A 27,000-nucleotide genomic window follows, 5' to 3' on the forward strand; every position below is an offset into this window, starting at 1 on the left:
TGTTGGCCGAACCACGTCACTTCGAACGACCAGACCATTCACCCACATGCACCACCCACCACTTAGGACAGCGCGTCCAGCGCGTGCTCGAATGTTGAGAAGCACCAGGGGAGCGCCGCCGCTCCCCGTCTGATCACCAGGCTTCGGCAATTCGCCATGGGGCCAAGTCGACTTATCATCCTGCGCGGACCGGCTGCCGCGGACCGGGTCTACTGCGACGGCACGTCGTCGACACGTGGGGCCTGAAAGCGAGGAGGACCGCCGGGGTTAGTGGAGCCGATCCGTTCACGCACTTGTCACTCGGAGGTCCTCGTCTCCCACCCGCCGCCGTTTGGACGGCTCATGGAAGCTGCCTGATGGTCGACCGCGTGGCGGCCGGCCGCTCGTATTGCGTCGGAGCCAAACGTGTCCCGGCCGAGCCGCACGTCGATGTGTCGGAAAGTCCCGGGCCGACCGAGCCTCATGTCCATGGGTCGGGAAGTCCTGGGACGGGCGAGTGGCCGGACTTCCGAACGGCATGAGCCGGCGCAGACCAACGCTCAACTCACTGGCTCAGGTGCCGAAGGTGAACAGGCCATCCGGGACGCCGACGGTCATTACGCTGGAACCCCGGCGGGTCGCGACCCTCGTCGGGTGCCGGCGCAAAGAGTGGGCCGGAGCCTACAGCGTACGGGGTCCCACGGCGCATGGATTGTGATCCGCAGATTGAAGTTCCGATTCGTCTACCCTGCTCACGGCTAACCGCTACGAACGCGCAAGCACAGGGGACTCGTCCATCTGAACGTGAAGACGCTGGGGCGCATCCCCGACCGTGGCAGCTGGCGGACTCATCACCTCGGGCGATCCCGCCCAGACCGACGCTGCTGCAGGCGAGACCGTCCAATATTCTGAATCGACAGGACACTGACGCATCCTCCGGATACGATTCGCCGGCATTCCGTATCGGGAGCCCCACGCACCGCGGCTCCTGGCAGCAGGGGCTCCCGAGGCCTGCCGGGAGTGAGGGTGGCTGGCGTCCCGTGACGGATCAATGTCGCTGCACTCTCGTATAGTCCGTAATGACAGGCTGACGGGCACGGCATACTCTGCGAACTCGGTGGGGGAGCCGGGTACCCGCGTGCCACGGTGCCGGCGTACGGCGCCCGGGGTGCCGGCGTGCCGCGGTGCCGGAATACGGCGTCCCGGGGTGCCGGCGTGCCGCGGTGCCGGCGTACGGCGCCCGGGGTGCCGGCGTGCCGCGGTGCCGGAATACGGCGTCCCGGGGTGCCGGCGTGCCGCGGTGCCGGAATACGGCGTCCCGGGGTGCCGGCGTGCCGCGGTGCCGGAATACGGCGTCCCGGGGTGCCGGCGTGCCGCGGTGCCGGAATACGGCGTCCCGGGGTGCCGCGGTGCCGGAATACGGCGCCCGGGGTGCCGGCGTGCCGGGGTGCCGGGGTGCCGCAGCAAGCTGACATGCGCGGCCCGAACGGTTACTGGAGGAGGGGATGGGATCACGGGCATGCTGTCGAATACGGTAAAGCCAGCGAGTAGGGACCCGGAGGGCTTGGAACTCCGTGATGCCAGGCAATTCTGTCCAGCATCCCAAGAGGAGTGCTCCGTCGCATCGCTGCGAGGTCGGGTACTCCTGCGGCGTCGGCGCCACATCAATTCCATATCGAGGCCCACGTTGCGGCCCACAGGCCGCCAAGGAGCCCAAGCCCAACAGGCCAATCCCGCCGCTCCGCCTTCACGAAACAGTGCCGCTCGGCCCTGGGTCCCGGGACCGTCGGCGGTGGACGGAGCGCGTCGAAAACATAGGCCACGCCACATCGCCGGGGAACCCATGCTCAGGGACTTGTGGCAGCGACATTGCCTGATCAAAGCGTGACATTCGAATCTCCGCGGTTGCCTTCCAGAGGACGCCTCAACGACTAGACATCGGAATCAGAGGGTACAGGCACTCTTTCGAATTCCCGCGACAGCAGGAAGACCCCAACCCACGATAAACCGACCGATCGGAACTTCAGCGGCACGCCAGCCCGCTCTGCATTCATTCGACTATTGCCCCCCATGCAGCGCTGCAACGGGACCCGACACTGCTTTCAAGGCCGCCACAACAGGCTGCACGTCCACAGTTCGCGCAGCGAGGTACGTTGCCGCCGAACTCGAAAGTCGTCAGCTCTTACCGTGGGCTAACGGCGGACCCGGGAGCTGGCCATGCCTCGAAGGCTGTTCCTGCCTGCTGCTGGTGGCGAAGATGGAGCGATGTGATCGACTGCCCGCACCAACATCCGGGCCGGACGCGGAGGCCGGGAGTTTGAACAACCAGGGATGGACACCTTCCTTTGGGCGGCTCAACCTTCGATATTCAGCCCGCGGACATCTCGTGGATCATCTCCAGGAGGTCGACCCCCCGGCCCAGGGCCACCCCCGATTCCCAGCTCTATTGCAGTCGCACGGCCCCGTTGAACTCGCACCGTCGGAATGCCGAGTCCCCGGCGATGTTGACCGCCGGGGCGACGGACGTCCGGTCTTCGAGCCGGTACTAACGCCCCATCCGCTCTGATCGGCTATCGTCCATCGTCCACTGCCTGGCCTACGGGATAGGCCTGAGGGCTCGGTGAGTGCTGTGGCATGGATTTGCTGGCCCTGTTTCACGTGAAACATTGATCCGCAGCTCCGGAACAGGTTCTCCTATGGGCACAGAAAGGGACGGTAATGGCGGCTTCGGAGAGACGTGGTCGCGGCGGCATGGACTCTGCAGGGTCATTAGGAACGCACGAGATCCGTTCAGCGACTCCAAGAGCCCCGCGGCATACCTCCCCGCTCACGCCCCGTACGGCGATGTGTTACCCATTTCGCGGACGCCGGCACAAGGTCTGGACCGTACACTGCGCATTCCGCGTGCACCTACGCTGAGAACCAACAGTATTCATCAGGCCAGTTCACTATTCCGGCGGTAGGGGCGAATGCCGCCTTACCCGCGGTGAAGCGCCCCAAAGACTCCGCCCCAAAGACTCCGCCACTAAACACGGTGACGTACCGCTCCCACGACCCGAGCCCTCAATCCGCGGCCGGGCCAGGCCCGGCCCCGGGCCCGGCCGAAGGATAGTGGAATCCCACCCGGCAGAAATCCCCGGCACGAGCAGCGCCGGCATTTGCAAAGGGCACCGGCATCGACAAAAAAGGAGGGTCTGTTTCACGTGAAACAGACCCTCCGGGAAACGCTCAGCGAGAGGCGACCTAGCTGGACGCTCCAGGCGTCAGGACGTCCATGATGCGGTTCAGGTCCTCGACGCTCGCGAACTCAATGCTGACGCGACCCTTACGGGCACCGAGCGAAATCTTGACGTTGGTATCAAGGCGGTCAGACAGCGACGACGCCAGGTAGTCCAGCCGTTCGTGGCGGGCTCCGGGGCGCGGGATGTTGTTCTTGGCCGGCGAGGCGGGGCTCTGGTACAAGGTGACGGCTTCTTCGGTCGCCCGGACCGACATGCCCTCCGACACAATTTTCTGCGCCAGTCGTTCCATGGCCGCGGCGTCCGGGAGTGCCAGCAACGCACGGGCGTGACCTGCCGAGATAACGTTTGCGGCAACCCGCCGCTGGACCAGCGGGGGAAGCTTCAGCAGCCGCAGGGTGTTGGACACCTGGGGCCTCGAACGGCCTATCCTGTCCGCCAGCTGCTCGTGGGTAGTTCCGAAGTCCTCGAGGAGCTGCTGGTAGGCCGCAGCCTCTTCAAGCGGATTCAGCTGGCTACGGTGCAGGTTCTCCAGCAGCGCATCGCGAAGGAGGTCGTCATCGGTGGTGTCACGGACAATCGCGGGGATAGTTTCCAGGCCCGCGGCCTGTACTGCACGCCACCGCCGTTCACCCATGACGAGCTCGTAGGGTTCGCCACCCTCTTCGGTTGAGGTACGGACCACAATTGGCTGGAGGACGCCGATTTCCCGTACGGAGTGCACCAGCTCCGCCATGTCGTCCTCATCGAAGACCGAGCGGGGCTGTTTGCGGTTGGGATGGATATCAGTGACCGGAATTTCGGCAAACCTGACACCGGGCACCTCTACAAGCTCAACCGATCGCTCATCGCCCTGCTCCGAGGTGGACTCGAAGGCCAACTGCTCGCCGGCGTCGGCCGCGGCCGGCTTGGCAGCAGCAGGCGAGGACTTCGGCAGAGCCGTCTTCCGGGCGGGAGTTTTCTTGGACCCAGAGCCGGCAGCGCCGGCAGCTGCGTCGACGTCGGCAGCTGCGCTGGCATCAGTGCCGGCAGCTGTGAGATCAACAGGATCCCCGGTCTTGGCGGGGGCGGACTCCGGCGCCTTGGCCTGGGCGGCGTTGACGTCCGGGACCGAGTCGGCGTCGGAAATCTTTTTTCGGGCTTCGGGAAAGAAGAGGTCCACGGGCCGGGATGGGGCAGCGCCGTTTCCGGAGGCGTTAGCCGCGGCGGAACTTGGAATGAGTGCGCCAAGTCCACGGCCGAGGCCGCGTCGCTTATCGCTCATGGATAAATCCCTCCAGTGGAAGAGCCGGGATTCACCTGGCTCTGGCTAGTGCAATTCTTGAAAAGATTCTAACGTTCCGCGATTTCCGCTGCGGCTTCCAGGTAGGACAGGGCGCCGCTGGAAGAGGGATCATACGTCATGACAGTTTGCTGGTAGCTCGGTGCTTCGGAAATACGCACCGACCTCGGCACCACGGCACCGAGCACCTGCTTCGGGAAGTGCTCCCGGACCTCGGCTGCCACTTGGGCAGCGAGATTGGTGCGGCCGTCATACATGGTCAGCAGAATTGTGGAGACAACCAGATCGGCGTTCAGGTGCTTCTGAATCATCTCGATGTTCTTCAGGAGCTGGCTGAGGCCTTCAAGGGCGTAGTACTCGCACTGGATCGGGATGAGGACTTCGCTGGCCGCACAGAAGGCATTGACTGTCAGCAGTCCGAGGCTGGGCGGGCAGTCAATGAAGATGTAGTCCAGCCGATCCTCGCCATTCTTGGCGCGCTCCTTGGAGTACACATCGATGGCGCGGCGCAGCCGCTGCTCGCGGGCCACCAGGCTGACGAGTTCAATCTCGGCGCCGGCAAGGTGGATGGTGGCGGGCGCACAGATCAGGTTATCGATGTCGGGGCACGGGGCCACAACGTCCTTCAGCGGGACATCGTTAATCAGGACATCGTAGATGCTGTCGACGTCGGCGTGGTGCTCGATTCCCAGGGCTGTGGAGGCGTTGCCCTGCGGATCGATGTCGATCACGAGCACTTTCAGGCCTGCCGCCGCCAGCGCGGCGGCGATATTGACGGTCGTCGTCGTTTTGCCGACGCCGCCCTTCTGGTTGGAAACGGTGAAGACCCGGGTTTTTTCCGGTTTGGGCAGTTGCCGGCCGAGCAGCCGTTCGCGGCGCTTGTTCTCATGCGCGAGTTCCCGGGCGATGGGGCTGGAATCGTCGATGGAGTCCAGCACGTTCCCGGTGTGCGGAAGAGAGGTTTCACGTGAAACACCGGCCATCCCGACAGCCTTGGCAACCGAAGCCGTGTGATTTCCGGAGTAGTCAAAAGCTACTGCAGGAGCCGTAAACGCCCGTGCGGACCCCAGGGACACAAACGGCGGGATCCGCTGTGTGGAAGCTTCGCTACTGCTCACTATGACACGCTCACTCTCATTCGGCTTTTACTGCCGGTTACTAGCCTAACCTCTTCCCCTCAGACTCCCCGGGCACCGGGGCCGGTGCTAGGTAATCTTTTGAGGCTTGTTCACTACGATTCGCACAACAGTGGTGGGTTCCTCGAGCAGGTCCTCGCCCACCACCACCACGGACGTCTTAGTGCCGCCCAGCTTGCGAATAATCTTGGCCGCCTTTTCGATTTCTTCGCCGGCGCTGCGTCCCTTAATGGCAACGACTTCGCCCTTGCCGGCCAGGAGCGGAATGGTCAGTCCGGCGAGATTGGACAACGCGGATACCGCGCGGGCCGTAACGACGTCGGCGTTCACGAGTCCCACTGCGAGTTCCGCGCGGGTGCGCATGATCGTGACGTTCTCGAGGCCAAGGTCATCCACCACCTCCTGGAGCCAGATGACGCGGCGCTCCAACGGTTCGATCAGCGTCAGCTCCAGGTCCGGCCGGGCGATGGCCAGGCACAGGCCGGGTAGGCCGGCGCCGCTGCCGACGTCGGCGACATGGCTTCCGTGGGCAATCTGGCTCTCGATGACGGCGCAGTTGAGCACGTGCCGGCTCCACAGCCGGGGCACTTCCCGGGGCCCGATCAGGCCCCGTTCGGTCCCGGACGTCGCCAGGTGCTCGACGTAGCGCGTCGCCAGTTCCAGGCGGTCACCGAAGATGGACTCTGCTGCCTTGAGTTCATGGGCGGTAATTTCAACCATCAAGCTAGTCAACGGTTCAGTCTGCGGAGACAACGATGTGCCGGTCGGCGCCTTCGCCTTCGGACTCGCTGACGAGCCCCAAATCGGCGACGGCGTCGTGCACGATCTTGCGCTCGTAGGCGCTCATCGGAGCCAGGGCAACGGCCTCGCCGGAATCCTTGACCGCGGCGACGGCGTCTTCAGCGATCTTCTGCAGGTCGCCGGCACGCTCCGCACGGTACCCGTTGATATCCAGGACCAGGCGGGACCGGTTCTCCGTCGCGGAGAGCACGGCGAGCCGCGTCAGTTCCTGGAGCGCCTCAAGGACTTCGCCGTCACGGCCCACAAGGCTTTCCAGCCCGGCCGATTCTTCTTCGGCGACGATCGAGATATACGTGCGACCGTTGCGGACCTCGATGTCGATGTCGCCATCGATGTCCGCGATGTCCAGCAGCTCCTCAAGGTAGTCCGCAGCGACGTCGCCTTCTTCTTCGAGGCGGCTTGCGGAAACACTCTTGCCGGTGCCGGCCTGTGCTCCCTGGGCGTCGTCCTGCGACGAGTCCTGGGCCGCATCCTGGGCGTCGTCCCGGTCCTCGTCAAACTCGGCGGAAATAGCGTGTTCGGTGCTCTCGGCAGACATTACTTCCTCTTCCTGTTCTTACGTTGCGGCTGGACGCGCTGGGTCTTGGCTTCCACGGCGGCCGCGGCGGAGGCCTCGGCTGCCTCGGCGTCGACCTTCTTGCCGCCCAGGAGGGGCAGTGCGGGCAGGCCCTTGGCTGCCCGGCGCTCGGCGAGAGCCTTGGCGGCGGGGGAACCCGGCGTAGGCATCCGGCGGATCACGAAGAACTGCTGCCCCATGGTCCAAAGGTTCGTGGTGGTCCAGTAGATCAGGACGCCGATGGGGAAGTTGATGCCACCCACACCGAAGACGACCGGCAGGATGTAGAGCATCATTTTCTGCTGGCGCATGAACGGGCTCGCCAGGGCCTCTTCGGACATGTTCTTGGCCATGATCTGCTTCTGCGTGATGAACTGCGAGGCCGTCATGGCCAGGATCATCACGATGGAGAGGACCCACACCGCAACGACGTTGCCGCCCTCGGGGGTGCCGTGGAGCAGCGTCGCGGAGAGCGGGGCACCGAAAATGGTCGACTGATCGAACTGCACGACCTGTTCGTGGCTCATCGCCCCGATGCTCTTCCCGCTGGTGGCCGCGGCCGTAATGCCGGAGAGGACCTGGAAGAGGGCAAAGAAGAAGGGCATCTGGATCAGCATGGGCAAGCAGGCAGAGAACGGGTTGGTGCCGTGCTTCTTGTACAGGGCCATCTGTTCCTGCGCCATGGCCTGGCGGGACAGCTGGTCGGTCTTGCCCTTGTACTTGTCCTGCAGCTTCTTCAGATCCGGCTGCAGCAGCTGCATGCCTCGCTGGGCCTTGATCTGCTTGACGAACACGGGAATCAGGGCGGCACGGATCACCAGCACCAGCCCGATGATGGACAGGGTCCACGTCCAGCCACTGGCAGCGGGCATGCCGATGGCGCTCAGGCCATCGTGGAAGACCACCATGATGGCTGAGACCAGCCACTTGAACGGAAACATGATTGTTTCAAAGAAGTCCATACGATATCCCTATTCGTTAGGCCGCAGAGCGGCCTTCTCCATCAGTCTGAGCAGCCAGGTACTTGTCCGGATTGTTCAGCACAACAATTGTGGGGGTGCGGTCTGCGGGCCACTCGCATTTGCCGGCGGGGACATGGTCCACGCCACCGGCGTTCCAGGGATGGCAGCGCGACAGGCGCCTCGCCGCCAGCCAGCTTCCTTTCACCGCGCCGTGGACCGTAATCGCCTCAAGGGCATAGGCCGAGCAGCTGGGAAAGAAGCGGCAAACCTGGCCGTACAGCGGTGAGATCACCTTGCGGTACGCCTGAAGCAACAGAATGAGGACATTGCGGGGCAAGTTCCAGACTGCCCGGCCCAACCATGCTGCTGCGGATTTTGCAGGAGGGACGACGGCGGCAGTTGAGTTACGCACGCGGGGTCCCTTCCTGTGTCGTCTTGTAAGAACCTGGTGAAGCAGCCTCTGGAAGGCGATTGCCCAGCCGTTTCATGGTCGTCTCCAAAGCGGCGTCATAGTCGGCGAGCAGCTGGTCCCAGCTGGCCCCCGCCGCAGCGGGCAGTGCCCGGACCACGATGGCGAACCCGCTGCCGTATTTCTGCAACGACAATGCACCGGCTTCTCTCAGTCTCCTCTTAACGAGGTTCCTGACAACAGCGTTCCCGACACTCTTGGAAACGATGAATCCGATCCGGCTTGGTTCATCGGCAGCGAGAGCTGCCGTATATAACACTACGTTCCGGCGTCCATTGCGGACACCGGAACGTACAGTTGTTGAAAAATCGGTTGATGTCCGCAGACGGTTCCTGGTGGCTAGCACCGTTCAACTCGCACAGGGATGTAGACCGACGAGTCAGTTATTTAGGCCGACAGTTCGGTGCGGCCCTTGCCACGACGGGCTGCCAGGATGGCACGGCCGGCACGGGTACGCATACGAAGGCGGAAGCCGTGCTTCTTGGCTCGACGGCGGTTATTCGGCTGAAAAGTCCGCTTGCTCACGTTAGTTACTCCAGTGGATCAAAGGTGCGCCCACCCGATCAAGGGGAAGAACTGGCCGACGCTAAGTTTTGGATGTGCCGCTTCCCTCGTAACTCGCACGACGCGGGGCGTCGGGAAAGATTCAGATGAGGCGAAAAGCGTACACATGGGACTTCACAACGTTAGGGCTTGCCGACCTCCCGAGTCAAACCGGGGGTTGCTTCTCAACCTTTCCCCAGCTGTGGCTAACCCGTCCGTCAGCCTGTGGATGAGCCCGGTCACAGGCCCCTTTTGAGAACCACAACGGTGTAATTATCCACAGGACTGAACCCAGCTATCTTCTAGCGTTTTGATCCCCTACAGTGTCTCAGTAACCCCTTATCCACGGACTGTGCATAACCCTGTGGATTGAGCCGGCCGGTGGACAGCTCCGGACCGCGTGGATGCACGTAATGCAGGCCAGCAAGTTTGAGGAACTGATTGATGACAGTAGACGAAGCCAACCAAGCCAACACTGTCGGAAGTTCCTGGCGGCGGGTTGTGAGCCTCCTGGAGAACGACCACCGTGTCTCTCCCCGGCAGCGCGGCTTCGTCATCCTGGCCCAGGCCCAGGGCCTGATCGGTTCCACCCTTCTGGTGGCCGTCCCCAACGAGCTCACCCGCGAAGTGCTGCAGACCCAGGTCAAGGAAGCCCTCGACGACGCCCTCCGCAGCGTGTTTTCCGACGAAATCCGCTGCGCGATCGACGTCGACACTGACCTGGTGCCCCTGCACACAGAGCCCGAACCCGCCGTCGAACTTTCCCTGGCCGCTGACCCGACCGTGGAGTTAAAGCCGCAGCCGATGCTGCCGAGCACCTCGCACGAATTCGGCCGCCTCAACCCGAAGTACGTCTTCGACACGTTCGTGATCGGTTCCTCCAACCGGTTCGCCCACGCAGCCGCCGTGGCTGTGGCGGAGGCGCCGGCGAAGGCCTACAACCCGCTGTTCATCTACGGCGACTCCGGCCTCGGCAAAACCCACCTGCTTCACGCGATCGGCCACTATGCGCGCCGGCTCTACAGCGGGATCCGGGTCCGCTACGTCAATTCCGAGGAATTCACCAACGACTTCATCAACTCCATCCGCGACGACGAAGGCACCAGCTTCAAGACCACGTACCGCAACGTGGACGTGCTGCTGATCGACGACATCCAGTTCCTGGCCGGCAAGGACAGGACGCTGGAGGAGTTCTTCCACACGTTCAACGCCCTGCACAACAACAACAAGCAGGTGGTCATCACCTCGGACCAGCCGCCGAAGCTGCTCGCCGGCTTCGAGGACCGCATGAAGTCGCGCTTCGAGTGGGGCCTGCTGACCGACATCCAGCCGCCCGAACTGGAGACCCGCATCGCGATCCTCCGGAAGAAGGCGCTCAGCGAAGGCCTCTCCGCCCCGGATGATGCCCTCGAATACATCGCCTCGAAGATTTCCAGCAACATCCGCGAGCTTGAGGGTGCCCTCATCCGCGTCACGGCCTTCGCCAGCCTGAACCGGCAGCCGGTGGATGTGGCCCTGGCCGAAATGGTGCTCAAGGACCTCATCACCGACGACGGTGCCCAGGAAATCACCTCGGCCCAGATCCTCACGCAGACGGCCGACTACTTCAAGCTCAGCATGGAGGAACTCTGCAGCAAGTCGCGCACCCGCACGCTGGTGACCGCACGGCAGATTGCCATGTACCTGTGCCGGGAGCTCACGGACATGTCCCTGCCCAAGATCGGGCAGGAGTTGGGCGGCCGCGACCACACCACCGTGATCCACGCCGACCGCAAAATCCGCGAACTCATGGCTGAGCGCCGGGTCATCTACAACCAGGTGACCGAGCTGACCAACCGGATCAAGCAGCAGCAGCGTAATTCCTGAGCCCTCGGCCGGCGCACTCTTACCTTATTAACAGGGCCCTGTGGACAACCCTGTGGATACTTAAGGGGACAACCGCGGTTAATGGGCTTAAAACCCTTAAGGCTCCTGTGGATCGGCGAATCGGCCAAAAAACTTGTCCCCATCCACACCCTGTTTAAAACCTGCTCCGCCCACAGTCCATGAACAGGGCTTAACCGCGGATTCGCACGGCAGGATCGAGTTATCCACAGTTTCCACAGCAGTTATTAACACTGCTAATCCCAAGAAAATGAATTTCCCTCAAACAACAATCTCCTTCCGCCCCCCGAGCAGTGCCCAGGCCCGTTCCGGACCGGCACAGGAGACCGGCCCCGCGAACAACACTCTTGTAACCCAGGGATGGGAGAAACGCTCACCTTGGGGCTAAGCTGTCAGCAGTGCGTCCGTCCCGGACATCTTTTGTGGTTCCCTACCGGGCCATGAGGCCCGGGGAGGGCGGACGATTCCCTTGTTGACGGAGTTCGGCATCCCTGCCGAGGTCCGCGGCAGCCTGAGCAGTCGTAGCGAATTCAGCACCAACAGCAGCAATGAAAGGCGGCACCCTTCCGTGAAGTTCAGAGTCGAACGGGACGTCCTGGCAGAAGCCGTGACATGGACCGCCCGGTCGTTGTCTCCGCGGCCGCCCGTTCCCGTACTTTCAGGCCTGCTCCTGAAGGCTGAAGCCGGTACCGTCAGCCTCTCGAGCTTCGATTACGAGACCTCCGCGAGGCTCGAAATCCCTGCTGACATCAGCACCGAAGGCACCATCCTGGTATCGGGCCGCCTGCTCGCGGACATCTGCCGCAGCCTGCCGTCCGCCCCCGTCGAGGTCGAAACCGACGGCAACAAGGTGACTCTCACATGTCGCCGAAGCAGCTTCCACCTGGCCACGATGCCCGAGGCCGAATACCCGCCGCTGCCGGCCCTCCCCACGATCAGCGGCACCGTTCCCGGCGATTCGTTCGCCCAGGCGGTGTCCCAGGTGATCATCGCGGCCAGCAAGGACGACACCCTGCCGATCCTGACCGGCGTTCGGATGGAAATCGAGGACGATCTCATCACCCTCCTTGCCACCGACCGTTACCGCCTGGCCATGCGGGAAGTTCCGTGGAAGCCTGCGACTCCCGGCATCTCCACGAGCGCCCTGGTCAAGGCCAAGACCCTCAACGAAGTGGCAAAAACGCTGGGCAGCAGCGGCGACATCAACATCGCCCTCGCCGACGACGACAGCCGGCTGATCGGTTTCGAAAGCGGCGGCAGGACCACCACTTCGCTGCTGGTGGACGGCGACTACCCCAAAATCCGCTCGTTGTTCCCGGACTCCACACCCATCCACGCCACCGTGCAGACCCAGGAACTGGTCGAAGCCGTGCGCCGCGTCTCGCTCGTGGCCGAACGCAACACCCCGGTCCGGCTCGCCTTCACCCAGGGCCAGCTGCACCTGGACGCCGGCACCGGCGAGGACGCCCAGGCCTCCGAAGAGCTCGAAGCCCAGTTGTCCGGCGAGGACATCACCGTGGCCTTCAACCCGCACTACCTGATCGAGGGCCTGAGCGTCATCGAAACCAAGTTCGTGCGGTTCTCCTTCACCACCGCACCCAAGCCGGCCATGATCACAGCCCAGCAGGACGCCGAGGGCGAGGACCAGGGTGACTACCGCTACCTCGTCATGCCCGTGAGGCTGCCCAACTAGCTGACAGATGTGCGCCGTTTTGACCCCACAAAACGGCCACAACTGCCAGTGACCTGGGTGACGTTCCCCAACGAAGCACCCCAGCGCAGAAAAGAGTTCATCCCGTGCACATCGGACTAATCGGCCTTGGAAAAATGGGCTTCAACATGCGCGAACGTCTGCGCAACGGCGGGATCGAGGTCACCGGTTTTGACCGCAACCCCGACGTTGCCGACGTCGCCACCTTGGACGAACTCATCGCCGCCGTCCCGGCGCCGCGCCTCATCTGGGTCATGGTCCCCTCGGGCGAGATCACCGACGCCGTGATCACCGAACTGGGCACCAAGCTCGACGCCGGTGACCTCGTGATCGACGGCGGCAACTCCCGGTTCACGGAAGACCAGAAGCACGGTGCAACGCTGGCCGAAAAGGGAATCCGCTTTGCGGACTGCGGCGTGTCCGGCGGGGTCTGGGGCCTCCAGAACGGCTACGGCCTCATGGCGGGCGGCGATGCCGCCGATATCGAACGGGCCCTTCCCGTCTTTGACGCGCTCCGTCCCGCAGGCGAGCGGGCCGACAGCTTTGTGCACGTCGGCGGTGTTGGTGCCGGCCACTACGCCAAGATGGTCCACAACGGGATCGAATACGGCCTGATGCAGGCCTACGCCGAGGGGTACGAACTCCTGGCCGCCAAGGAGATCGTCGCCGATCTCCCCGGGACTTTCCGGGCCTGGCAAAAAGGGACGGTTGTGCGCTCCTGGCTCCTGGACCTCATGGTCAAGGCCCTTGACGAGGACCCCGGACTGGAATCGATCTCCGACTACGTCGAGGATTCGGGCGAGGGCCGCTGGACCGTCGAGGAGGCAATTGCCAACGCTGTGCCGGCACCGGCGATCACGGCTGCGCTGTTCGCCAGGTTCTCCTCCCGCGAGGACAACTCGCCGGCCATGAAGATGGTGTCCGCCCTGCGCCACCAGTTCGGCGGCCACGCGACCCGGCCGGCCAAGTAATCCTGCCCAGCCAAGCAACCCAGCCTGTGAAGTCCTGAATCCCGCGTGTACCTAGAAAAACTCTCACTCACAGATTTCCGCAGCTACGCCCAGGTCGATCTAAGCCTTGAGCCGGGGGTCACCGTCCTGGTGGGCTCCAACGGCATCGGCAAGACCAACCTGATGGAAGCTATCGGGTATCTGGCCACGCTCAACTCGCACCGGGTCAGCACGGACGCACCGCTGCTGCGCTTTGGTGCCGAGCGGGCGATGATCCGGGCCAAGCTGGTCCGCGGTGAGCAGTCGACCGTGCTGGAACTGGAAATCAACGCCGCGCGGGCCAACCGCGGACGGATCAACCGGAGCAATCCGGTCCGGGCCAGGGACCTGCTTGGCATCTGTCAGACTGTGCTCTTCGCTCCGGAAGACCTGGCGCTGGTCAAGGGCGATCCCTCCAGCCGCCGCCGGTTCCTGGACGAGCTTCTGGTCAGCCTCATGCCGCGCCACGCCGCGACCAGGAGTGACTACGACCGGGTCCTGAAGCAGCGCAACGCACTGCTCAAGTCAGCCCGGACCGGAAAGTTCAGCTCCGGGCATGAGGCAACGCTGGATGTCTGGGACCAGCACATGGCCCGGGCCGGGGCCGAACTGCTGCATGCGCGCCTCGAGCTGGTGGACCGCCTGCAACCGCACCTGAAAAACGCCTATGCGCAACTGACCGACGGCTCCAAGGAGGCCGCCGCGGTGTACCGTTCCACGCTGCAGGACAGCCTGGATGACGACGGCGCTGGGGCCAGTTCTGGGACCAGACCTGCGGGCGGCGCCACCGCCGCGGAAACCGAAACGGATGCGGCCGGCGCCGATGCCACCTCCCTCCTGGCGGAGGATCTGCGCCTGCTCTCCGTCGAGCAGCTCACCGACCGCTACATCCAGGCCTTTGCCGCATCCCGCCGCAAAGAACTGGAACGGGGCATCTCGCTGGTCGGACCGCACCGGGATGAGCTTGAGCTCGTGCTTGGATCGGCTCCGGCCAAGGGCTACGCCTCGCACGGCGAAACCTGGTCCATGTGCCTGTCCCTGCGCCTGGCCTCCTACTACGTCATGCTCGACGATGCCCGCACCGGCGGGTCGCCCCCGATCCTGATCCTTGACGACGTTTTTGCCGAACTTGACGTCCAGCGGCGGCGTAAACTGGCGGCAATAGTATCCGGCGCCGAGCAGGTGCTGGTCACTGCCGCCGTCGAGGACGATATCCCGGCGGAACTGACCGGACGGCGGGTGAAGGTCATCCCGGGAGGAATCGATGAGCAGGAAAATCGATGAATAAGGATACCGACGGCGGCCTGCAACCGGGCCGGGATCCCGACGACATCGATGCCGCGCAGGCGGCACTGAACAGGATGCGCGACGCCGCCGCGGCCCGGGGCGAAATCCGCCGGGCGCTCCCGCGCTCCGGTGCCGGGGCCCAGAAACCTGCCCGCGCCGCGCGGGGAACCCGCGGGTTCTCCCAGTTCCATGGCACCGGCCGGGATCCGCTGGGCCTGGGAAAGGTTGTGGGACGCCTCGTTGCCGAACGCGGCTGGAGCTCGCCGGTGGCGGTCGGCTCTGTCATGGCACAGTGGGCCGTGCTGGTGGGCCCGGAGATCTCAGCGCACTGCACCCCCGAGAGTTTTACCGACACCACCTTGCATGTGCGCACCGATTCCACGGCGTGGGCGACCCAGCTGCGGCTGCTGAGCAACAGCCTGCTGGAAAAATTCCGCACCGAGCTTGGCGACGGCGTCGTCACCAGCATCCAGGTGCTTGGACCCGCCGCCCCGAGCTGGCGCAAGGGCCTCCGGACGGTCAATGGCCGCGGACCCCGCGACACATATGGATAGCCCCGGGACCCCACGCGCCTCCGGATGTGAAGCACTTCTTGCAAAAACCCTTGAAAAATCCGCAAGCGGCGTGTAGGGCGCTCGAACGACCCGGAGTCGTATAGGCACCCTAGGGCCAGACCCCGAAAGCCTTGCAGGGGGAGCCAGCGGCCTCTCAGCGGCACTTTCCCGACCGTTTGGCGCCCTGGAATGCGGGTTTGGCTCCTATAACACGATAGAATCGGTGGAGATAACTGGGCGCCGGTGAAGCGTTGACTGAGTCCGTTTCCGACGCAATTTCAGCGTGCGGCGGACGGGATCGCAAGTCAGCGGAACACCCGGCGTCGTCAGTGACGTGCCTGTTGGCAGGAGCCTTTTCCACGGAAGAGGCAACGGCCGGCCTTCAACGAACATAGAGGAGTCGAAAGCGCCTGTGGCTAACGACAATGCAGAGATCCCGGCAGTGGAAGACGTAGCGGAAGCGGTAGTGCAAGTGGCGGCGGCAGCGGCGTCGGCGTCGGGAACCGCGACATCGCGCGAATACGGCGCCAGCGACATCACCGTACTTGAAGGCCTGGAAGCTGTCCGGAAACGTCCCGGCATGTACATCGGCTCCACCGGACCCCGCGGTTTGCACCACCTGGTCTACGAGGTGGTGGATAACTCGGTGGACGAGGCCCTGGCCGGCTACTGCACGCACATCGAAATCGTGCTGCAGGCCGACGGCGGGGTCAGGGTGGTCGACAACGGCCGCGGCATCCCCGTGGACATGCACCCCACCGAGCACAAGCCCACCGTGGAAGTGGTCATGACGATCCTGCACGCCGGCGGCAAGTTCGGCGGCGGCGGTTACGCCGTTTCCGGCGGCCTCCACGGCGTCGGCATTTCGGTGGTTAACGCGCTCTCCAGCCGCGTCGACACCGAGGTCCGCCGCCAGGGACACGTCTGGCGGATGTCCTTCGCCGACGGCGGCAAGCCGCAGGGCGGCCTGGTCCAGGGCGAGGAGGCCGCCGAGACCGGCACCACGCAGACGTTCTACCCCGATGCCACCATCTTCGAGAGCACCTACTTCGACTTCGAAACACTGCGTGCCCGCTTCCAGCAGATGGCTTTCCTCAACAAGGGACTGCGCATCACGCTGACCGACGAGCGCCGCGCTCCGGAGGAACCGTCCGAGGACGACGACCTGGACCTGGACACCGTCCCCACCGAAGGCGAAGTTCCGGCGGAATTCCACACCGTGGTCTACCAGTACGACGACGGCCTGCTGGACTACGTCAAGCACCTGAACTCCGGCAAGAAGGTTGATGTGGTCCACGAGGACGTCATCGCCTTCGAGACCGAGGACACGGAACGGCACATCGCCCTGGAAATGGCGATGCAGTGGACCAACGCGTACTCCGAGAGCGTCCACACCTACGCCAACACGATCAACACGCACGAGGGTGGCACCCACGAAGAGGGCTTCCGCGCCGCGATGACCTCGCTCATCAACCGCTATGCGCGGGAGAAGAACATCATCAAGGAAAAGGAAGACAACCTCACCGGGGACGACATCCGCGAGGGCCTGACGGCAGTCATTTCCGTGAAGCTCGCCGAGCCGCAGTTCGAGGGCCAGACCAAAACCAAGCTCGGCAACTCCGAGGTCAAGGGCTTCGTCCAGCGCGTGGTCACCGACGGGCTGGGAGACTGGCTCGAGCGCAACCCCGGCCCCGCCCGGGACGTGATCCGCAAGGCCATCTCGGCAGCCCAGGCGCGTATGGCCGCGCGGAAGGCCCGGGACAACGCCCGCCGCAAGAGCCCGCTGGAATCCTTCGGCATGCCCGGTAAGCTGTCCGACTGCTCCTCGAAGAACCCGGAGAGGTGCGAGGTCTACATCGTGGAGGGTGACTCGGCCGGCGGTTCTGCCAAGCGCGGACGCAACCCGGAGACCCAGGCCATCCTGCCGCTGCGCGGCAAGATCCTGAACGTCGAACGGGCCCGGCTGGACAAGGCGCTCGGCAACGCCGAGGTCCAGTCCATGATCACGGCCTTCGGCACCGGTATTGGCGAGGACTTCGACATCGCCAAGCTGCGATACCACAAGATCGTGCTCATGGCCGATGCCGACGTCGACGGCCAGCACATCACGACGCTGCTGATGACGCTGCTGTTCCGATACATGCGCCCGCTGATCGAAAACGGCTACGTCTACCTCGCGCAGCCGCCCCTGTACCGGATCAAGTGGTCCAATGCGCCGCACGATTACGTCTACAGCGACCGTGAACGCGACGCCAAGCTGCTCTCGGGCCAGGCCGCGGGCCGCCGCATTCCCAAGGACAACGGCATCCAGCGCTACAAGGGCCTCGGCGAGATGGACTACACGGAACTGTGGGACACCACCATGGACCCGGACCACCGGACCCTGCTGCAGGTGACGATGGATGATGCCCTGGCGGCGGACCAGACCTTCTCCACGCTCATGGGCGAGGACGTTGAATCCCGCCGAAACTTCATTCAGCAGAACGCCAAGGACGTTCGGTTCCTGGACATCTAGAGGCTTCCTGGCCCCTAATATTCCAGAACTGATATATACCTGAAACGGAAAATATAGACTATGAGTGACGAAACACCCGAGGTGCCGGCCGGCTCCGAGCCCGTCCTTGAAGGCGCCATCCTCGACGGCGACGTACTGACTGACCGGGTCGAGCAGGTGGACCTGCAGACCGAAATGCAGCGCTCCTACCTCGACTACGCCATGGCCGTGATCGTGGGCCGCGCGCTGCCGGACGTCCGCGACGGCCTCAAGCCCGTCCACCGCCGCGTGCTCTACGCGATGTTCGACGGCGGCTACCGCCCGGACCGCTCCTTCAACAAGTGCGCCCGCGTGGTGGGCGAGGTCATGGGCCAGTACCACCCGCACGGCGACACCGCGATCTACGACGCCCTGGTCCGCCTCATCCAGGACTGGACCATGCGATACCCGCTGGCGCTCGGCCAGGGTAACTTCGGCTCGCCCGGCAACGACGGCGCGGCCGCCCCGCGGTACACCGAAACCAAGATGGCGCCGCTCGCCATGGAGATGGTCCGGGACATCGACGAGGAAACAGTCGACTTCCAGGACAACTACGACGGCAAGAACCAGGAGCCGACCATCCTGCCGGCCCGGTTCCCGAACCTGTTGGTCAATGGCTCCTCGGGCATCGCCGTCGGCATGGCCACCAACATCCCGCCGCACAACCTCCGCGAAGTCGCCGACGGCGTTCAGTGGTACCTCGCGAACCCGACCGCCAGCCGGGAGGAACTGCTCGAAGAGCTCCTGGTGCGCATCAAGGGACCGGACTTCCCGACCGGCGCCACCATACTCGGCCACAAGGGCATCGAGGATGCCTACCGCACCGGCCGCGGTTCCATCACCATGCGTGCGGTGGTCAGCGTCGAGGAACTCCAGGGCCGCACGTGCCTGGTGGTCACCGAGCTGCCGTACCAGGCCAACCCGGACAACCTGGCCATCAAGATCGCCGAACTGGTCAGGGACGGCAAAATCTCCGGCATCGCCGACCTCCGCGATGAGACCTCGGGCCGCACCGGTCAGCGCCTGGTGATTGTGCTCAAGCGCGACGCCGTGGCCAAGGTGGTGCTGAACAACCTCTACAAGCACACCCAGCTGCAGGACAACTTCGCCGCCAACATGCTCGCCATCGTTGACGGTGTGCCGCGCACGCTCAGCCTCGATGCGTTCATCCGCCACTGGGTCACCCACCAGATGGACGTCATCGCCCGGCGCACGCGCTACCGCCTGCGCAAGGCCGAGGAAGAAGCGCACATCCTCCGCGCCCTGCTCAAAGCGCTGGACATGCTCGACGAGGTCATCGCCCTCATCCGCGCCTCCAACACCACTGAGGCAGCACGCGACGGGCTGATGGAACTGCTCGACATCGACGATCTGCAGGCCCGGGCCATCCTGGACATGCAGCTGCGCCGGCTTGCGGCGCTGGAACGCCAGAGGATCCAGGACCGCCATGCCGAGCTTGAGGCCCTGATCGCCGAGTACAACTCGATCCTGGCCTCTGAAGCGCGCCAGCGCGAGATCATCAGCACGGAACTGGCCGAAATCGTGGCGAAGCACGGCGATGACCGCCGCACCAAGGTGCTGATGGGCTTCGACGGCGACATGTCGATGGAGGACCTGATCCCTGAAGAGGAGATGGTGGTCACCATCACCCGCGGCGGGTACGTCAAGCGCACCCGCAGCGACAACTACCGCTCCCAGCAGCGCGGCGGCAAGGGCATCAAGGGCGCCCAGCTGCGCGGGGACGACGTCGTGGAGCACTTCTTCGTCACCACCACGCACCACTGGCTGCTCTTCTTCACCAACCTCGGACGCGTCTACCGGGCCAAGGCCTACGAGCTCGCCGAAGCCGGACGTGACGCCAAGGGCCAGCACGTGGCCAACCTGCTGGCCTTCCAGCCGGATGAGCACATCGCCCAGGTGCTGGACCTTCGGGACTACCAGCACGCCCCGTACCTGGTGCTCGCCACCAAGCGCGGCCTGGTCAAGAAAACCCGGCTGGAGGACTACGACACCAACCGGTCCGCCGGCGTGATCGCCATCAACCTGCGCGACGGCGACGAGCTCGTCTCGGCCCAGCTGGTCTCCGAGACCGATGACCTCATGTTGGTCTCCCGCAAGGGCCAGTCCGTCCGGTTCACGGCGACGGACGATGCACTGCGCCCGATGGGCCGCGCCACCTCCGGCGTGACCGGCATGAAGTTCCGGGAGGACGACGAACTGCTGGCGGCCGACGTCGTTCAGGACGGATCGTACGTCTTCATTGTCACCGAAGGCGGCTTCGCCAAGCGGACCGCGGTGGAGGAATACCGGCTCCAGGGCCGCGGCGGGCTCGGCATCAAGGTCGGCAAGTACCAGGAGGAGCGCGGGCACCTTGTCGGCGCCCTCATTGTCCAGGAAGAGGATGAAGTCCTGGTGGTCATGGAGGGCGGCAAGGTGGTCCGCTCCTCGGTCACCGGCGTGCCCGCCAAGGGCCGCGACACCATGGGCGTTATTTTTGCCAAGCCGGACAAGAACGACCGCATCATCGCCGTTGCACGCAACACCGAACGCGGGCTGGAAAGCGACGATTCGACCGAAGGTCAAGACGACAGCGAATATGCAGGCGGGGATGCCGGCGGGGACGCCGAAAATCGGGCTTCCACGCCGGATGACGTAACGTTGGCTGAAGATGGCGGATTGCATGAGGAGTCCGCAGCGGCAGAATCAGTACCGGCCCCGGAGTCAGATGAGTCATCAGGCAATGCCGAGCTGGACGAAGAAAACACCGGAGGTAACGAGTGAGTAATTCGGACTCATATCCCAACCCGAGCAGCGGCGTGCCTGGCGGAGTGCGGCAGCCCACCGCCGCGCCGCGCGTAAGCGGCGCTCCCTCGCGTCCGCAGCAGCGCCCGGGCGTGTCCGGCGCAGCCGCAGGAACGGGACAGCGTCCCCCCGCACCCGGCCAGCGCCCCACGGTCCCCGGCCAGCGCCCCGCAGTCCCGGGCCAGCGGGCCGCCCAGTCCGGCGGGCAGGGCACCGCCGGGCTGATCAAGCCGGCTCCGAAGGCCAAGGTGCGCCGTGCCAGGCTGCTGGTCAGCAAGGTAGACCCTTGGTCCGTGCTGAAAATGGCCTTCCTGCTCTCCGTGGCGCTGGGAATCGTCACGGTCGTGGCGGCGATCGTGCTCTGGACCGTTTTGGACCTTACCGGGATCTTTGACCAGGTGGACAGCCTGCTCGGGACCCTGGCCGGTTCTGAGGGTGGCGGCTTTGAATTGAAGAAGGTGGCGTCCCTGGGGCAGGTGGCGTCGTTCGCGACCATCATCGCCGTGATCAACGTGGTGCTGCTGACAGCCCTGTCGATGCTTTCGGCGGTGCTGTACAACATTGCGGCGACGCTCGTGGGCGGCATTGGCGTGACCCTCACGGACGACTAATTCCCGTACTTTTCCGCGGAATCCCGCGGGAAAGGGCCTCGATTTGAGATCGGGCCGGGATGTGCTGTACAGTCATATCTCGGCCCGATGAGGCATCGGGGCGTATAGCTCAGGCGGTTAGAGCGCTTCGCTGATAACGAAGAGGTCCCAGGTTCAAGTCCTGGTACGCCCACGGAACCAGTACTGGTTCTGGCAGAGGTTAGTGAAGGTTCGTCGATGACTGAACCGGAACGGGGAGCATGTGAAGAAGTTGCTGGTTATCGCAGCCACGGTCGCAGGCGTCCTCCTCTACAGGAAAGTGCAGGAATCCGAAGCCCGGAAAGTGATCTGGAGCAATTCAACCGATACGGTTGACTAGCCCGGAGCCTGGGAGTGGAAGCTGGAAATCAGCTGTCCGGACCTAAGGTATGATTGACGGGTTGCTTCTTATGGGGGCATGGCGCAATTGGTAGCGCACCTGCTTTGCAAGCAGGGGGTTCGGGGTTCGAGTCCCCGTGCCTCCACCATAGAATGAGCCCCGGACCGCGGAAACGCGGCCCGGGGCTTTTTTCATGCCCGTGCCTCACTCACTCCTTCGGCTTGGCGTAGTCCGCCATCCCCTGCCAGTCGATAAACACGTAGGGCTCGTCGCCGAGTACCCAGGCGTCGTGACCCGGCGGAATGACGCCGAAGTCGCCGGGCCCGAATTCGAGTTCTTCGCCGTCATCCATGACGACTTTGATGCGGCCGGAAATCGTGTAGCCGGTATGGCTGGCCATGCAGCTGTCCGTTTTGGCGATCGGCTTGACGTGATCTGACCATTTCCAGCCTGGGAGGAAAGTGGCCCGTCCAACCGGGCCGGAGTCCAGATTGACGAGATCCACCCTGCCCATGCCTTCGGCAACAGGACGTGTTTCTTCGGGATTGTCCAGGCTCTTGCGGATCATTGACGCCATGATGGTCTCCTTCTTCGATGATGGCGAGACCGAGATGTGAGACCGCGGTTTAAGGTTGGCACCGCGGTATGCACCGGTCAAGGAGTAGCGGCTGTAAAGGGCCACCACGGTCCGTCCCATTAGTGTTGGAGCGTGAACTTCTTACTTGCAGCCGTAGGGGTGCTGGGTGTGGCGTCGTCCGGGCCGCTTATTGCAGCCACACTGGGCGCCACGTCGGTTAGTGCCCTCGCCATTGCTTTCTGGCGCAACGCCATTGGAGCGGTCGTGATGGCCGGTCCGGTTGTGGTCCGCAACCCCCGTCAGTTCAGCCACGTGACCGGAGCCGAGTTCCGCTGGTCGCTCGCCGCTGCCGTGGCCCTGGCCCTGCACTTCGCATGCTTCATCACCTCCCTGCAGTTGACGTCGGTCGCGGCGGCGACGGCACTGGTGTGCCTTCAGTCAGGCTGGATCGCGATCTTCCAACTCTTCCGGGGAGTCCGGTTCCGCTGGCCGGTCCTGGTAGGGCTGGGGCTCGCCTTCGGCGGTGTAGTGACGATTACCGGCTTTGATATGGGCACCTCGCCCGAGGCGCTCGTGGGCGATCTCCTGGCCGTGGCCGGCGGCGCCCTGGCGGGCGTCTACACGCTCGCCGGAGGCAAGGCCCGGCAGAGCATGGGCACCGGCGTCTACACGACCCTGTGCTACGGCATGTGCGCCGCGATTGTGGCGGGGATGGCGCTGGTGGCCGGAGCGCCGCTGGCAGGGTTCGAAGCCACCGGCTGGCTGGGGATCCTCGCCATCACCGTGTGCGCACAGCTGGTGGGGCACACCGCGTTCAACTATCTGCTGGCGACCATGAGCCCGCTGCTGGTGTCCATGATCATTTTGCTGGAAATCCCGGGAGCGGCGCTTTTGGCTGCGGCGTTCCTGGGCGAGACGCTCCCGGCCGGGACCTATGCCGGACTGGTGATGATCCTGGTGGGGCTCGCCGTCGTGGTCCTGGGGCAGCGCGGCTCACGCTCCACCCGGGGCGCTGCTGAGGGGCGCGCTGCGGAGGGCCCCGGCGCAGAGCGGCTGGCGGAGCTTGGCACCGACTAGGAGCCGGCGGGGCCGCTCTGAGCGGCCGCGCCTGTTCGCCGGGCCTATTGGCCGCCGCGGCGGGCTGGCTGGGCCACGTTGACCGTGTGAATGGCGCGGAGCAATTTCGCGGGGAAATACACCGAGAAGAAGACCACCATGGGTGCCTTCAATGCCATCTTCTTGACGTTGTGGGCCTTGTAGGTGCGGTCAAAGCGCGTCACGTAGTAGCGGTAATCCCGCGGCGAGTCCTCCAGCCGCCGCGCCGACATACCCGAGATCATCTGCGGCCAGTACTGGATCCGGAGTTCGTGGTCGGCCAGATGCAGCGAAAGATCGATGTCCTCGTGCATCTCGTCCCGCTCGTCGCGGCACGCCTCTGCACGGATGGTTTCCCAAGCCGAGCGACGCAGTGCCATGTTGGAGCCGAAGAGGAAGTGATACTGGTGCTTAGCAAGCCTGAGCATTAGCTGACGCATTTTGTCGTCTGCCTTGAGCCCAAACCGGCGCATGGGCATGTCGTAATAGACCACCGGACCGGTCGCAGCGTGCACCGACTCGTCAGCGAAGGCTTTCTGCACCTGCTCCACCCAGTCCGGTTCCAGCACGGAATCGGCGTCGATCCGGCCCAGGATGTCACCGGTGGCGTGGTCAAGACCGAAATTGCGTGTGGGGATGAGCCCCTGATCGCGGTCCTGGCTGAGCAGGATGATGGGACTCTCCGGATACTCCAGCTGCATCTGCCGCACGATCTCTGCCGTGCGGTCCTTGGACAGGTTGTCCACCACAATGATTTCGTGGGCAGGCACCGACTGGTATACCGCGGCGATCAGACACTGCCGGATGACGCTTTCCTCGTTGTACGCCGGAATCACAATAGATACAGCCGGTGGCGGAGCAATGAGCAAGGCATCCTGGGGTGATCTATGGGGTGACATCACCACAAATTTAGCATCTAGCCTGCCGTTTGAAGGCGGACCGCGACGCGCCTCCCCAGTCCGAGCAAACCCTGCCGCGGGAAACACGCCGTGTGAAACAAAAGGAGGGATCCCGCCGTAGCGGAATCCCTCCTTGGGAGAATACAGCCGGAGCTACTTATTCGGCTTGTCTGCCCCGTTGTTCAGGTTGGACGCGATGTTGCGGACGGCCGTCTTGGCATCGGTGGCAACCTTGGCGGCAGTCTTCGCGGTGTCGTCGGCAACGTCCTTGGCCGCTTCTGTCGCTTTGTCCGCCGCGGCAGCTACGGAACCGGATGCCTCGGTGGAAGCCTCGGCCGCAGAGTCCGCTGCCGCAACAGCCGCGGAGCCGGCCTTGTCGGCGGTGTCCTTCAGCGCTTCGCCGGCAGGAGCGGCCGTCGGGGCAGGCGTTACCGGCGTCGGCACCTTCCAGGGGTCCTCCACCGGCCTGGAAGCCCTCCAGGCGGCGACACCGGCGGCAGCTGCGGCAGCGATGATGCCGAAAATCAGCAGGCCGCGGTGCTTGGGCTTCTGCTGCTTGGCGAGCTTGGCATTGGCTGTCTTGCTGACTTCGGTGGCGGCCGCCTTGATGTTCTTTCCTGCAGTCTTCGCGTGATTCTTCGCATGTCCCTTGGCAGTCTGGGCCTGTGCCTGGACGCCGTGGACCACGCCGGAATCAACAAGCTTCTGTGCGACGGCGTCCACGTGGGCCGGAGCGTTTTCCAGCGTGCGGTGGACGGCCACGGAAGCCTGTCCGATCTGGTCCGAAAGCCTGGGAAGGTACTCGACAACCACCCGGTCGCGTGCGTTGAGGATCACCGGTGAGGCCTTGTCCACAGCCTCGTGCAGGCGCGGGGTCGCGCTTTCCGCGGCGTCGTGGATTTTCGGTGCAAGCTGGGCCAGGCCATCCTGAAGGCGAGGGGTGACAGTGGCAACGCTACCGGCCAGATTGTGGGCCGCTGACTTGAGCCCCTCCTGGATTTTGGGAGAGGCGGTATCCAGCCCATACTGCAGGCGGGGAACAGCCCAGTTCACGGCAGCCTCAACCCGCGGAGCCGCCCAATCCTTGGCGCTGTCTACTCCGGTGCTGACTGACTGCTCCAGGTCACGGGCAATACGATCCGTTTTCTTCACAACTACCTCCCGATTAATGTGACGGTTCTGCTGTTAGCCTACGTGTCTAGGAACGCACCGGCTATTCTTCAGACCGATTTCCAGTGGATTTCACCCAGCGCGGAACTGACTGTGCGGCCCTATGGGGGCGGAGCCGTCATGGAAGAATAGGCGCTATGACTGCCAACGCAACCGCAAAAGCCACTATCCACACGAGCCTCGGCGACATCGTCGTCAACCTCTATGGCAACCACGCGCCGAAGACTGTCGACAACTTCGTCGGGCTGGCCACCGGTGAGAAGGCCTGGACCCACCCGGAAACGGGCGAGGACAAGACCGGCACGCCGCTCTACAACGGCACCATCTTCCACCGCATCATCAAGGACTTCATGATCCAGGCCGGCGATCCCCTGGGCCGCGGCACCGGTGGACCGGGCTACAAGTTCGACGATGAAATCCACCCGGAACTGACTTTCAACGAGCCGTACAAGCTGGCCATGGCCAACGCCGGTGTCCAGATGGGGCGCGGCACCAACGGTTCGCAGTTCTTCATCACCACCATCCCCACCGGCTGGCTGCAGGGCAAGCACAGCATCTTCGGTGAAGTCGCCGATGAGGATTCCAAGAAGGTCGTCGACGCGATCGAAGGCGTCCGCACCGGCATGGGCGACCGCCCCGTCGAGGATGTCACCATCAACAGCATTGACATCGAAAAGCTCTAACCCCACACCATGAGCTACGGAGTTCCGGCGGCAGAGCCGTCCGCAGAGGTCCCGGTATGCCCCAGGCACCCGGTCAGGCCTGCCTATGTGCGCTGCCAGCGGTGCGGGCGCCCTGCGTGCCCCGACTGCCAGCGGGCGGCCGCCGTCGGATTCCAATGTGTTGACTGTGTCAACGAAACCAAACGCACGACGCCGACAGTCAGGACCGTCTACGGCGGTGCCGTGACCGCCGGCAAACCCGTGGTCACTTTCGTGATCATCGGGCTGTGCGCCCTTGTCTATGCCCTGCAGTGGATGGTTCCCAACGACGGGATCTACCAGCAACTTGCCTACGCGCCCGCCCTGACTGATGTTGAACCATGGCGGCTGCTCACCTCGGCGTTCCTGCACTCGCAGGGATTCCTGCTCCACATCGTCCTGAACATGTATACGCTGTGGATTTTCGGCCAGATCCTTGAACCGCTGCTGGGCCACGCCCGCTTCCTGGCCATCTACCTGCTCTCGGCCGTCGGCGGATCCGTCGGCTTTCTCCTGCTGACCCCGGTGTATCCCGTGAACGGCCCCGTGGGACTCGTGGGCGCCTCCGGCGCCATCTTCGGCCTGTTCGGCGCGCTGCTGGTGGTCCAGCGTCAACGCGGCGGAGAAGTCCGCCAACTCTTGGTCCTGATCGCCATCAACGGGGTCATCGGTTTCATGGTGCCCCAGATCGCGTGGCAGGCCCATCTCGGCGGCCTCGTCACCGGCGCCCTGAGCGCCGCAGTCATTGCCTATACCCCGCGCGGCCCCCGGCAGACCCTGCTGCAGGCCATCGGCCTTGGCGGGGTCCTTGCCTTGGTGATCGTCGCGTCCGTCGTCCGGATGGCCGGCGCCGGCGCCTAGC

Annotated in this window: 23 protein-coding genes and 2 tRNA genes; 14 read left to right on the forward strand and 11 right to left on the reverse strand. The window is 64.2% G+C overall.

All coding sequences use genetic code 11. The features are described 5' to 3' along the window. Positions 1 to 3,222: 3,222 nt before the first annotated feature. The 8 genes from AC1DR1_RS02065 to rpmH all read right to left on the reverse strand — a co-directional run bounded on the left by AC1DR1_RS02065 (position 3,223) and on the right by rpmH (position 8,949). Positions 3,223 to 4,482, reverse strand: coding sequence for a ParB/RepB/Spo0J family partition protein (locus AC1DR1_RS02065; RefSeq protein WP_229993524.1), 1,260 nt, complete (start codon positions 4,480 to 4,482; stop codon positions 3,223 to 3,225). A 68-nt stretch (positions 4,483 to 4,550) separates the two neighbouring features. Further along, positions 4,551 to 5,618 (reverse strand): ParA family protein, encoded by a 1,068-nt coding sequence (locus tag AC1DR1_RS02070; protein WP_229993523.1) that lies wholly within the window; start codon positions 5,616 to 5,618, stop codon positions 4,551 to 4,553. A gap of 87 nt (positions 5,619 to 5,705) precedes the next feature. Continuing rightward, complete coding sequence (gene rsmG, locus AC1DR1_RS02075; protein ID WP_229993522.1) at positions 5,706 to 6,356, reverse strand: 16S rRNA (guanine(527)-N(7))-methyltransferase RsmG; 651 nt, start codon at positions 6,354 to 6,356, stop codon at positions 5,706 to 5,708. A gap of 16 nt (positions 6,357 to 6,372) precedes the next feature. Then, positions 6,373 to 6,975, reverse strand: coding sequence for a Jag family protein (locus AC1DR1_RS02080; RefSeq protein WP_229993521.1), 603 nt, complete (start codon positions 6,973 to 6,975; stop codon positions 6,373 to 6,375). Continuing rightward, the gene (gene yidC, locus AC1DR1_RS02085; RefSeq protein ID WP_229993520.1) at positions 6,975 to 7,955 is read right to left on the reverse strand and encodes a membrane protein insertase YidC; all 981 of its coding nucleotides are present in this window, start codon (positions 7,953 to 7,955) and stop codon (positions 6,975 to 6,977) included. Before yidC ends, AC1DR1_RS02080 begins: the two co-directional genes overlap by 1 nt. 16 nt (positions 7,956 to 7,971) lie before the next feature. Beyond that, a complete protein-coding gene (gene yidD / locus AC1DR1_RS02090) occupies positions 7,972 to 8,367 on the reverse strand; it encodes a membrane protein insertion efficiency factor YidD (RefSeq protein ID WP_229993519.1) in 396 nt (131 codons plus the stop codon). Beyond that, positions 8,360 to 8,770 (reverse strand): ribonuclease P protein component, encoded by a 411-nt coding sequence (gene rnpA / locus AC1DR1_RS02095; protein WP_364746640.1) that lies wholly within the window; start codon positions 8,768 to 8,770, stop codon positions 8,360 to 8,362. Before rnpA ends, yidD begins: the two co-directional genes overlap by 8 nt. A 41-nt stretch (positions 8,771 to 8,811) precedes the next feature. Next, a complete protein-coding gene (gene rpmH / locus AC1DR1_RS02100; protein ID WP_003800212.1) occupies positions 8,812 to 8,949 on the reverse strand; it encodes a 50S ribosomal protein L34 in 138 nt (45 codons plus the stop codon). Between the two features lie 462 nt (positions 8,950 to 9,411). Here rpmH and dnaA point away from each other — a divergent pair, with 462 nt between their 5' ends. The 11 genes from dnaA to AC1DR1_RS02155 all read left to right on the forward strand — a co-directional run bounded on the left by dnaA (position 9,412) and on the right by AC1DR1_RS02155 (position 21,844). Then, the gene (gene dnaA / locus AC1DR1_RS02105; protein ID WP_018775671.1) at positions 9,412 to 10,833 is read left to right on the forward strand and encodes a chromosomal replication initiator protein DnaA; all 1,422 of its coding nucleotides are present in this window, start codon (positions 9,412 to 9,414) and stop codon (positions 10,831 to 10,833) included. Positions 10,834 to 11,419: 586 nt separating this feature from the next. Beyond that, entirely contained in the window at positions 11,420 to 12,544 is a 1,125-nt protein-coding gene (gene dnaN, locus AC1DR1_RS02110) for a DNA polymerase III subunit beta (protein ID WP_090582070.1), read from the forward strand. Positions 12,545 to 12,648: 104 nt separating this feature from the next. Next, the gene (gnd, locus tag AC1DR1_RS02115) at positions 12,649 to 13,533 is read left to right on the forward strand and encodes a phosphogluconate dehydrogenase (NAD(+)-dependent, decarboxylating) (RefSeq protein ID WP_229993517.1); all 885 of its coding nucleotides are present in this window, start codon (positions 12,649 to 12,651) and stop codon (positions 13,531 to 13,533) included. Between the two features lie 45 nt (positions 13,534 to 13,578). Next, a complete protein-coding gene (recF, locus tag AC1DR1_RS02120; protein WP_476992116.1) occupies positions 13,579 to 14,835 on the forward strand; it encodes a DNA replication/repair protein RecF in 1,257 nt (418 codons plus the stop codon). Further along, positions 14,832 to 15,392 (forward strand): DciA family protein, encoded by a 561-nt coding sequence (locus AC1DR1_RS02125; RefSeq protein WP_229993515.1) that lies wholly within the window; start codon positions 14,832 to 14,834, stop codon positions 15,390 to 15,392. The genes recF and AC1DR1_RS02125 overlap by 4 nt, the downstream gene beginning before the upstream one ends. Positions 15,393 to 15,804: 412 nt before the next feature. Further along, positions 15,805 to 17,907, forward strand: a complete 2,103-nt coding sequence (gene gyrB / locus AC1DR1_RS02130; protein ID WP_476992117.1) for a DNA topoisomerase (ATP-hydrolyzing) subunit B — start codon at positions 15,805 to 15,807, stop codon at positions 17,905 to 17,907. A 60-nt stretch (positions 17,908 to 17,967) separates the two neighbouring features. After that, entirely contained in the window at positions 17,968 to 20,706 is a 2,739-nt protein-coding gene (gene gyrA, locus AC1DR1_RS02135; RefSeq protein WP_476992118.1) for a DNA gyrase subunit A, read from the forward strand. Beyond that, positions 20,703 to 21,338, forward strand: coding sequence for a DUF3566 domain-containing protein (locus tag AC1DR1_RS02140; RefSeq protein WP_229993513.1), 636 nt, complete (start codon positions 20,703 to 20,705; stop codon positions 21,336 to 21,338). Before gyrA ends, AC1DR1_RS02140 begins: the two co-directional genes overlap by 4 nt. Before the next feature lie 98 nt (positions 21,339 to 21,436). After that, a tRNA-Ile gene (locus tag AC1DR1_RS02145) sits at positions 21,437 to 21,510 on the forward strand. A 69-nt stretch (positions 21,511 to 21,579) separates the two neighbouring features. Further along, positions 21,580 to 21,696, forward strand: coding sequence for a DLW-39 family protein (locus tag AC1DR1_RS02150; RefSeq protein ID WP_216699097.1), 117 nt, complete (start codon positions 21,580 to 21,582; stop codon positions 21,694 to 21,696). A 72-nt stretch (positions 21,697 to 21,768) separates the two neighbouring features. Next, positions 21,769 to 21,844: transfer RNA gene (locus AC1DR1_RS02155), tRNA-Ala, on the forward strand. A 60-nt stretch (positions 21,845 to 21,904) separates the two neighbouring features. Here the strand turns inward: AC1DR1_RS02155 and AC1DR1_RS02160 are convergent. Continuing rightward, entirely contained in the window at positions 21,905 to 22,273 is a 369-nt protein-coding gene (locus AC1DR1_RS02160) for a cupin domain-containing protein (protein ID WP_229993512.1), read from the reverse strand. Between the two features lie 132 nt (positions 22,274 to 22,405). Here AC1DR1_RS02160 and AC1DR1_RS02165 point away from each other — a divergent pair, with 132 nt between their 5' ends. Continuing rightward, positions 22,406 to 23,350 carry a DMT family transporter gene (locus AC1DR1_RS02165; RefSeq protein WP_229993511.1) on the forward strand — a complete coding sequence of 315 codons (945 nt, stop codon included), beginning with the start codon at positions 22,406 to 22,408 and terminating at the stop codon, positions 23,348 to 23,350. A 44-nt stretch (positions 23,351 to 23,394) separates the two neighbouring features. Here the strand turns inward: AC1DR1_RS02165 and AC1DR1_RS02170 are convergent, their stop codons facing one another. After that, positions 23,395 to 24,267, reverse strand: a complete 873-nt coding sequence (locus AC1DR1_RS02170; protein WP_229993510.1) for a glycosyltransferase family 2 protein — start codon at positions 24,265 to 24,267, stop codon at positions 23,395 to 23,397. 153 nt (positions 24,268 to 24,420) lie between these two features. After that, on the reverse strand, positions 24,421 to 25,419 hold the full coding sequence (locus tag AC1DR1_RS02175) for a hypothetical protein (protein WP_229993509.1): 999 nt from the start codon (positions 25,417 to 25,419) through the stop codon (positions 24,421 to 24,423). Positions 25,420 to 25,574: 155 nt separating this feature from the next. Between AC1DR1_RS02175 and AC1DR1_RS02180 the strand changes: the two genes are divergently transcribed. Further along, entirely contained in the window at positions 25,575 to 26,120 is a 546-nt protein-coding gene (locus AC1DR1_RS02180) for a peptidylprolyl isomerase (protein WP_229993508.1), read from the forward strand. 9 nt (positions 26,121 to 26,129) lie between these two features. Then, a complete protein-coding gene (locus AC1DR1_RS02185; RefSeq protein WP_476992119.1) occupies positions 26,130 to 26,999 on the forward strand; it encodes a rhomboid family intramembrane serine protease in 870 nt (289 codons plus the stop codon). Position 27,000 lies beyond the last annotated feature (1 nt).

Source organism: Arthrobacter sp. P4_F10, assembly GCF_056401435.1.

Coding starts and splice junctions, on each gene's coding strand:
- rsmG (WP_229993522.1), bottom strand. CDS start 6,356: ATGGTTGAAATTACCGCCCATGAACTCAAGGCAGCAGAGTCCATCTTC.
- AC1DR1_RS02170 (WP_229993510.1), bottom strand. CDS start 24,267: ATGTCACCCCATAGATCACCCCAGGATGCCTTGCTCATTGCTCCGCCA.
- AC1DR1_RS02160 (WP_229993512.1), bottom strand. CDS start 22,273: ATGGCGTCAATGATCCGCAAGAGCCTGGACAATCCCGAAGAAACACGT.
- dnaA (WP_018775671.1), top strand. CDS start 9,412: ATGACAGTAGACGAAGCCAACCAAGCCAACACTGTCGGAAGTTCCTGG.
- AC1DR1_RS02065 (WP_229993524.1), bottom strand. CDS start 4,482: ATGAGCGATAAGCGACGCGGCCTCGGCCGTGGACTTGGCGCACTCATT.
- yidC (WP_229993520.1), bottom strand. CDS start 7,955: ATGGACTTCTTTGAAACAATCATGTTTCCGTTCAAGTGGCTGGTCTCA.
- AC1DR1_RS02185 (WP_476992119.1), top strand. CDS start 26,130: ATGAGCTACGGAGTTCCGGCGGCAGAGCCGTCCGCAGAGGTCCCGGTA.
- AC1DR1_RS02180 (WP_229993508.1), top strand. CDS start 25,575: ATGACTGCCAACGCAACCGCAAAAGCCACTATCCACACGAGCCTCGGC.
- AC1DR1_RS02125 (WP_229993515.1), top strand. CDS start 14,832: ATGAATAAGGATACCGACGGCGGCCTGCAACCGGGCCGGGATCCCGAC.
- gyrA (WP_476992118.1), top strand. CDS start 17,968: ATGAGTGACGAAACACCCGAGGTGCCGGCCGGCTCCGAGCCCGTCCTT.
- AC1DR1_RS02080 (WP_229993521.1), bottom strand. CDS start 6,975: ATGTCTGCCGAGAGCACCGAACACGCTATTTCCGCCGAGTTTGACGAG.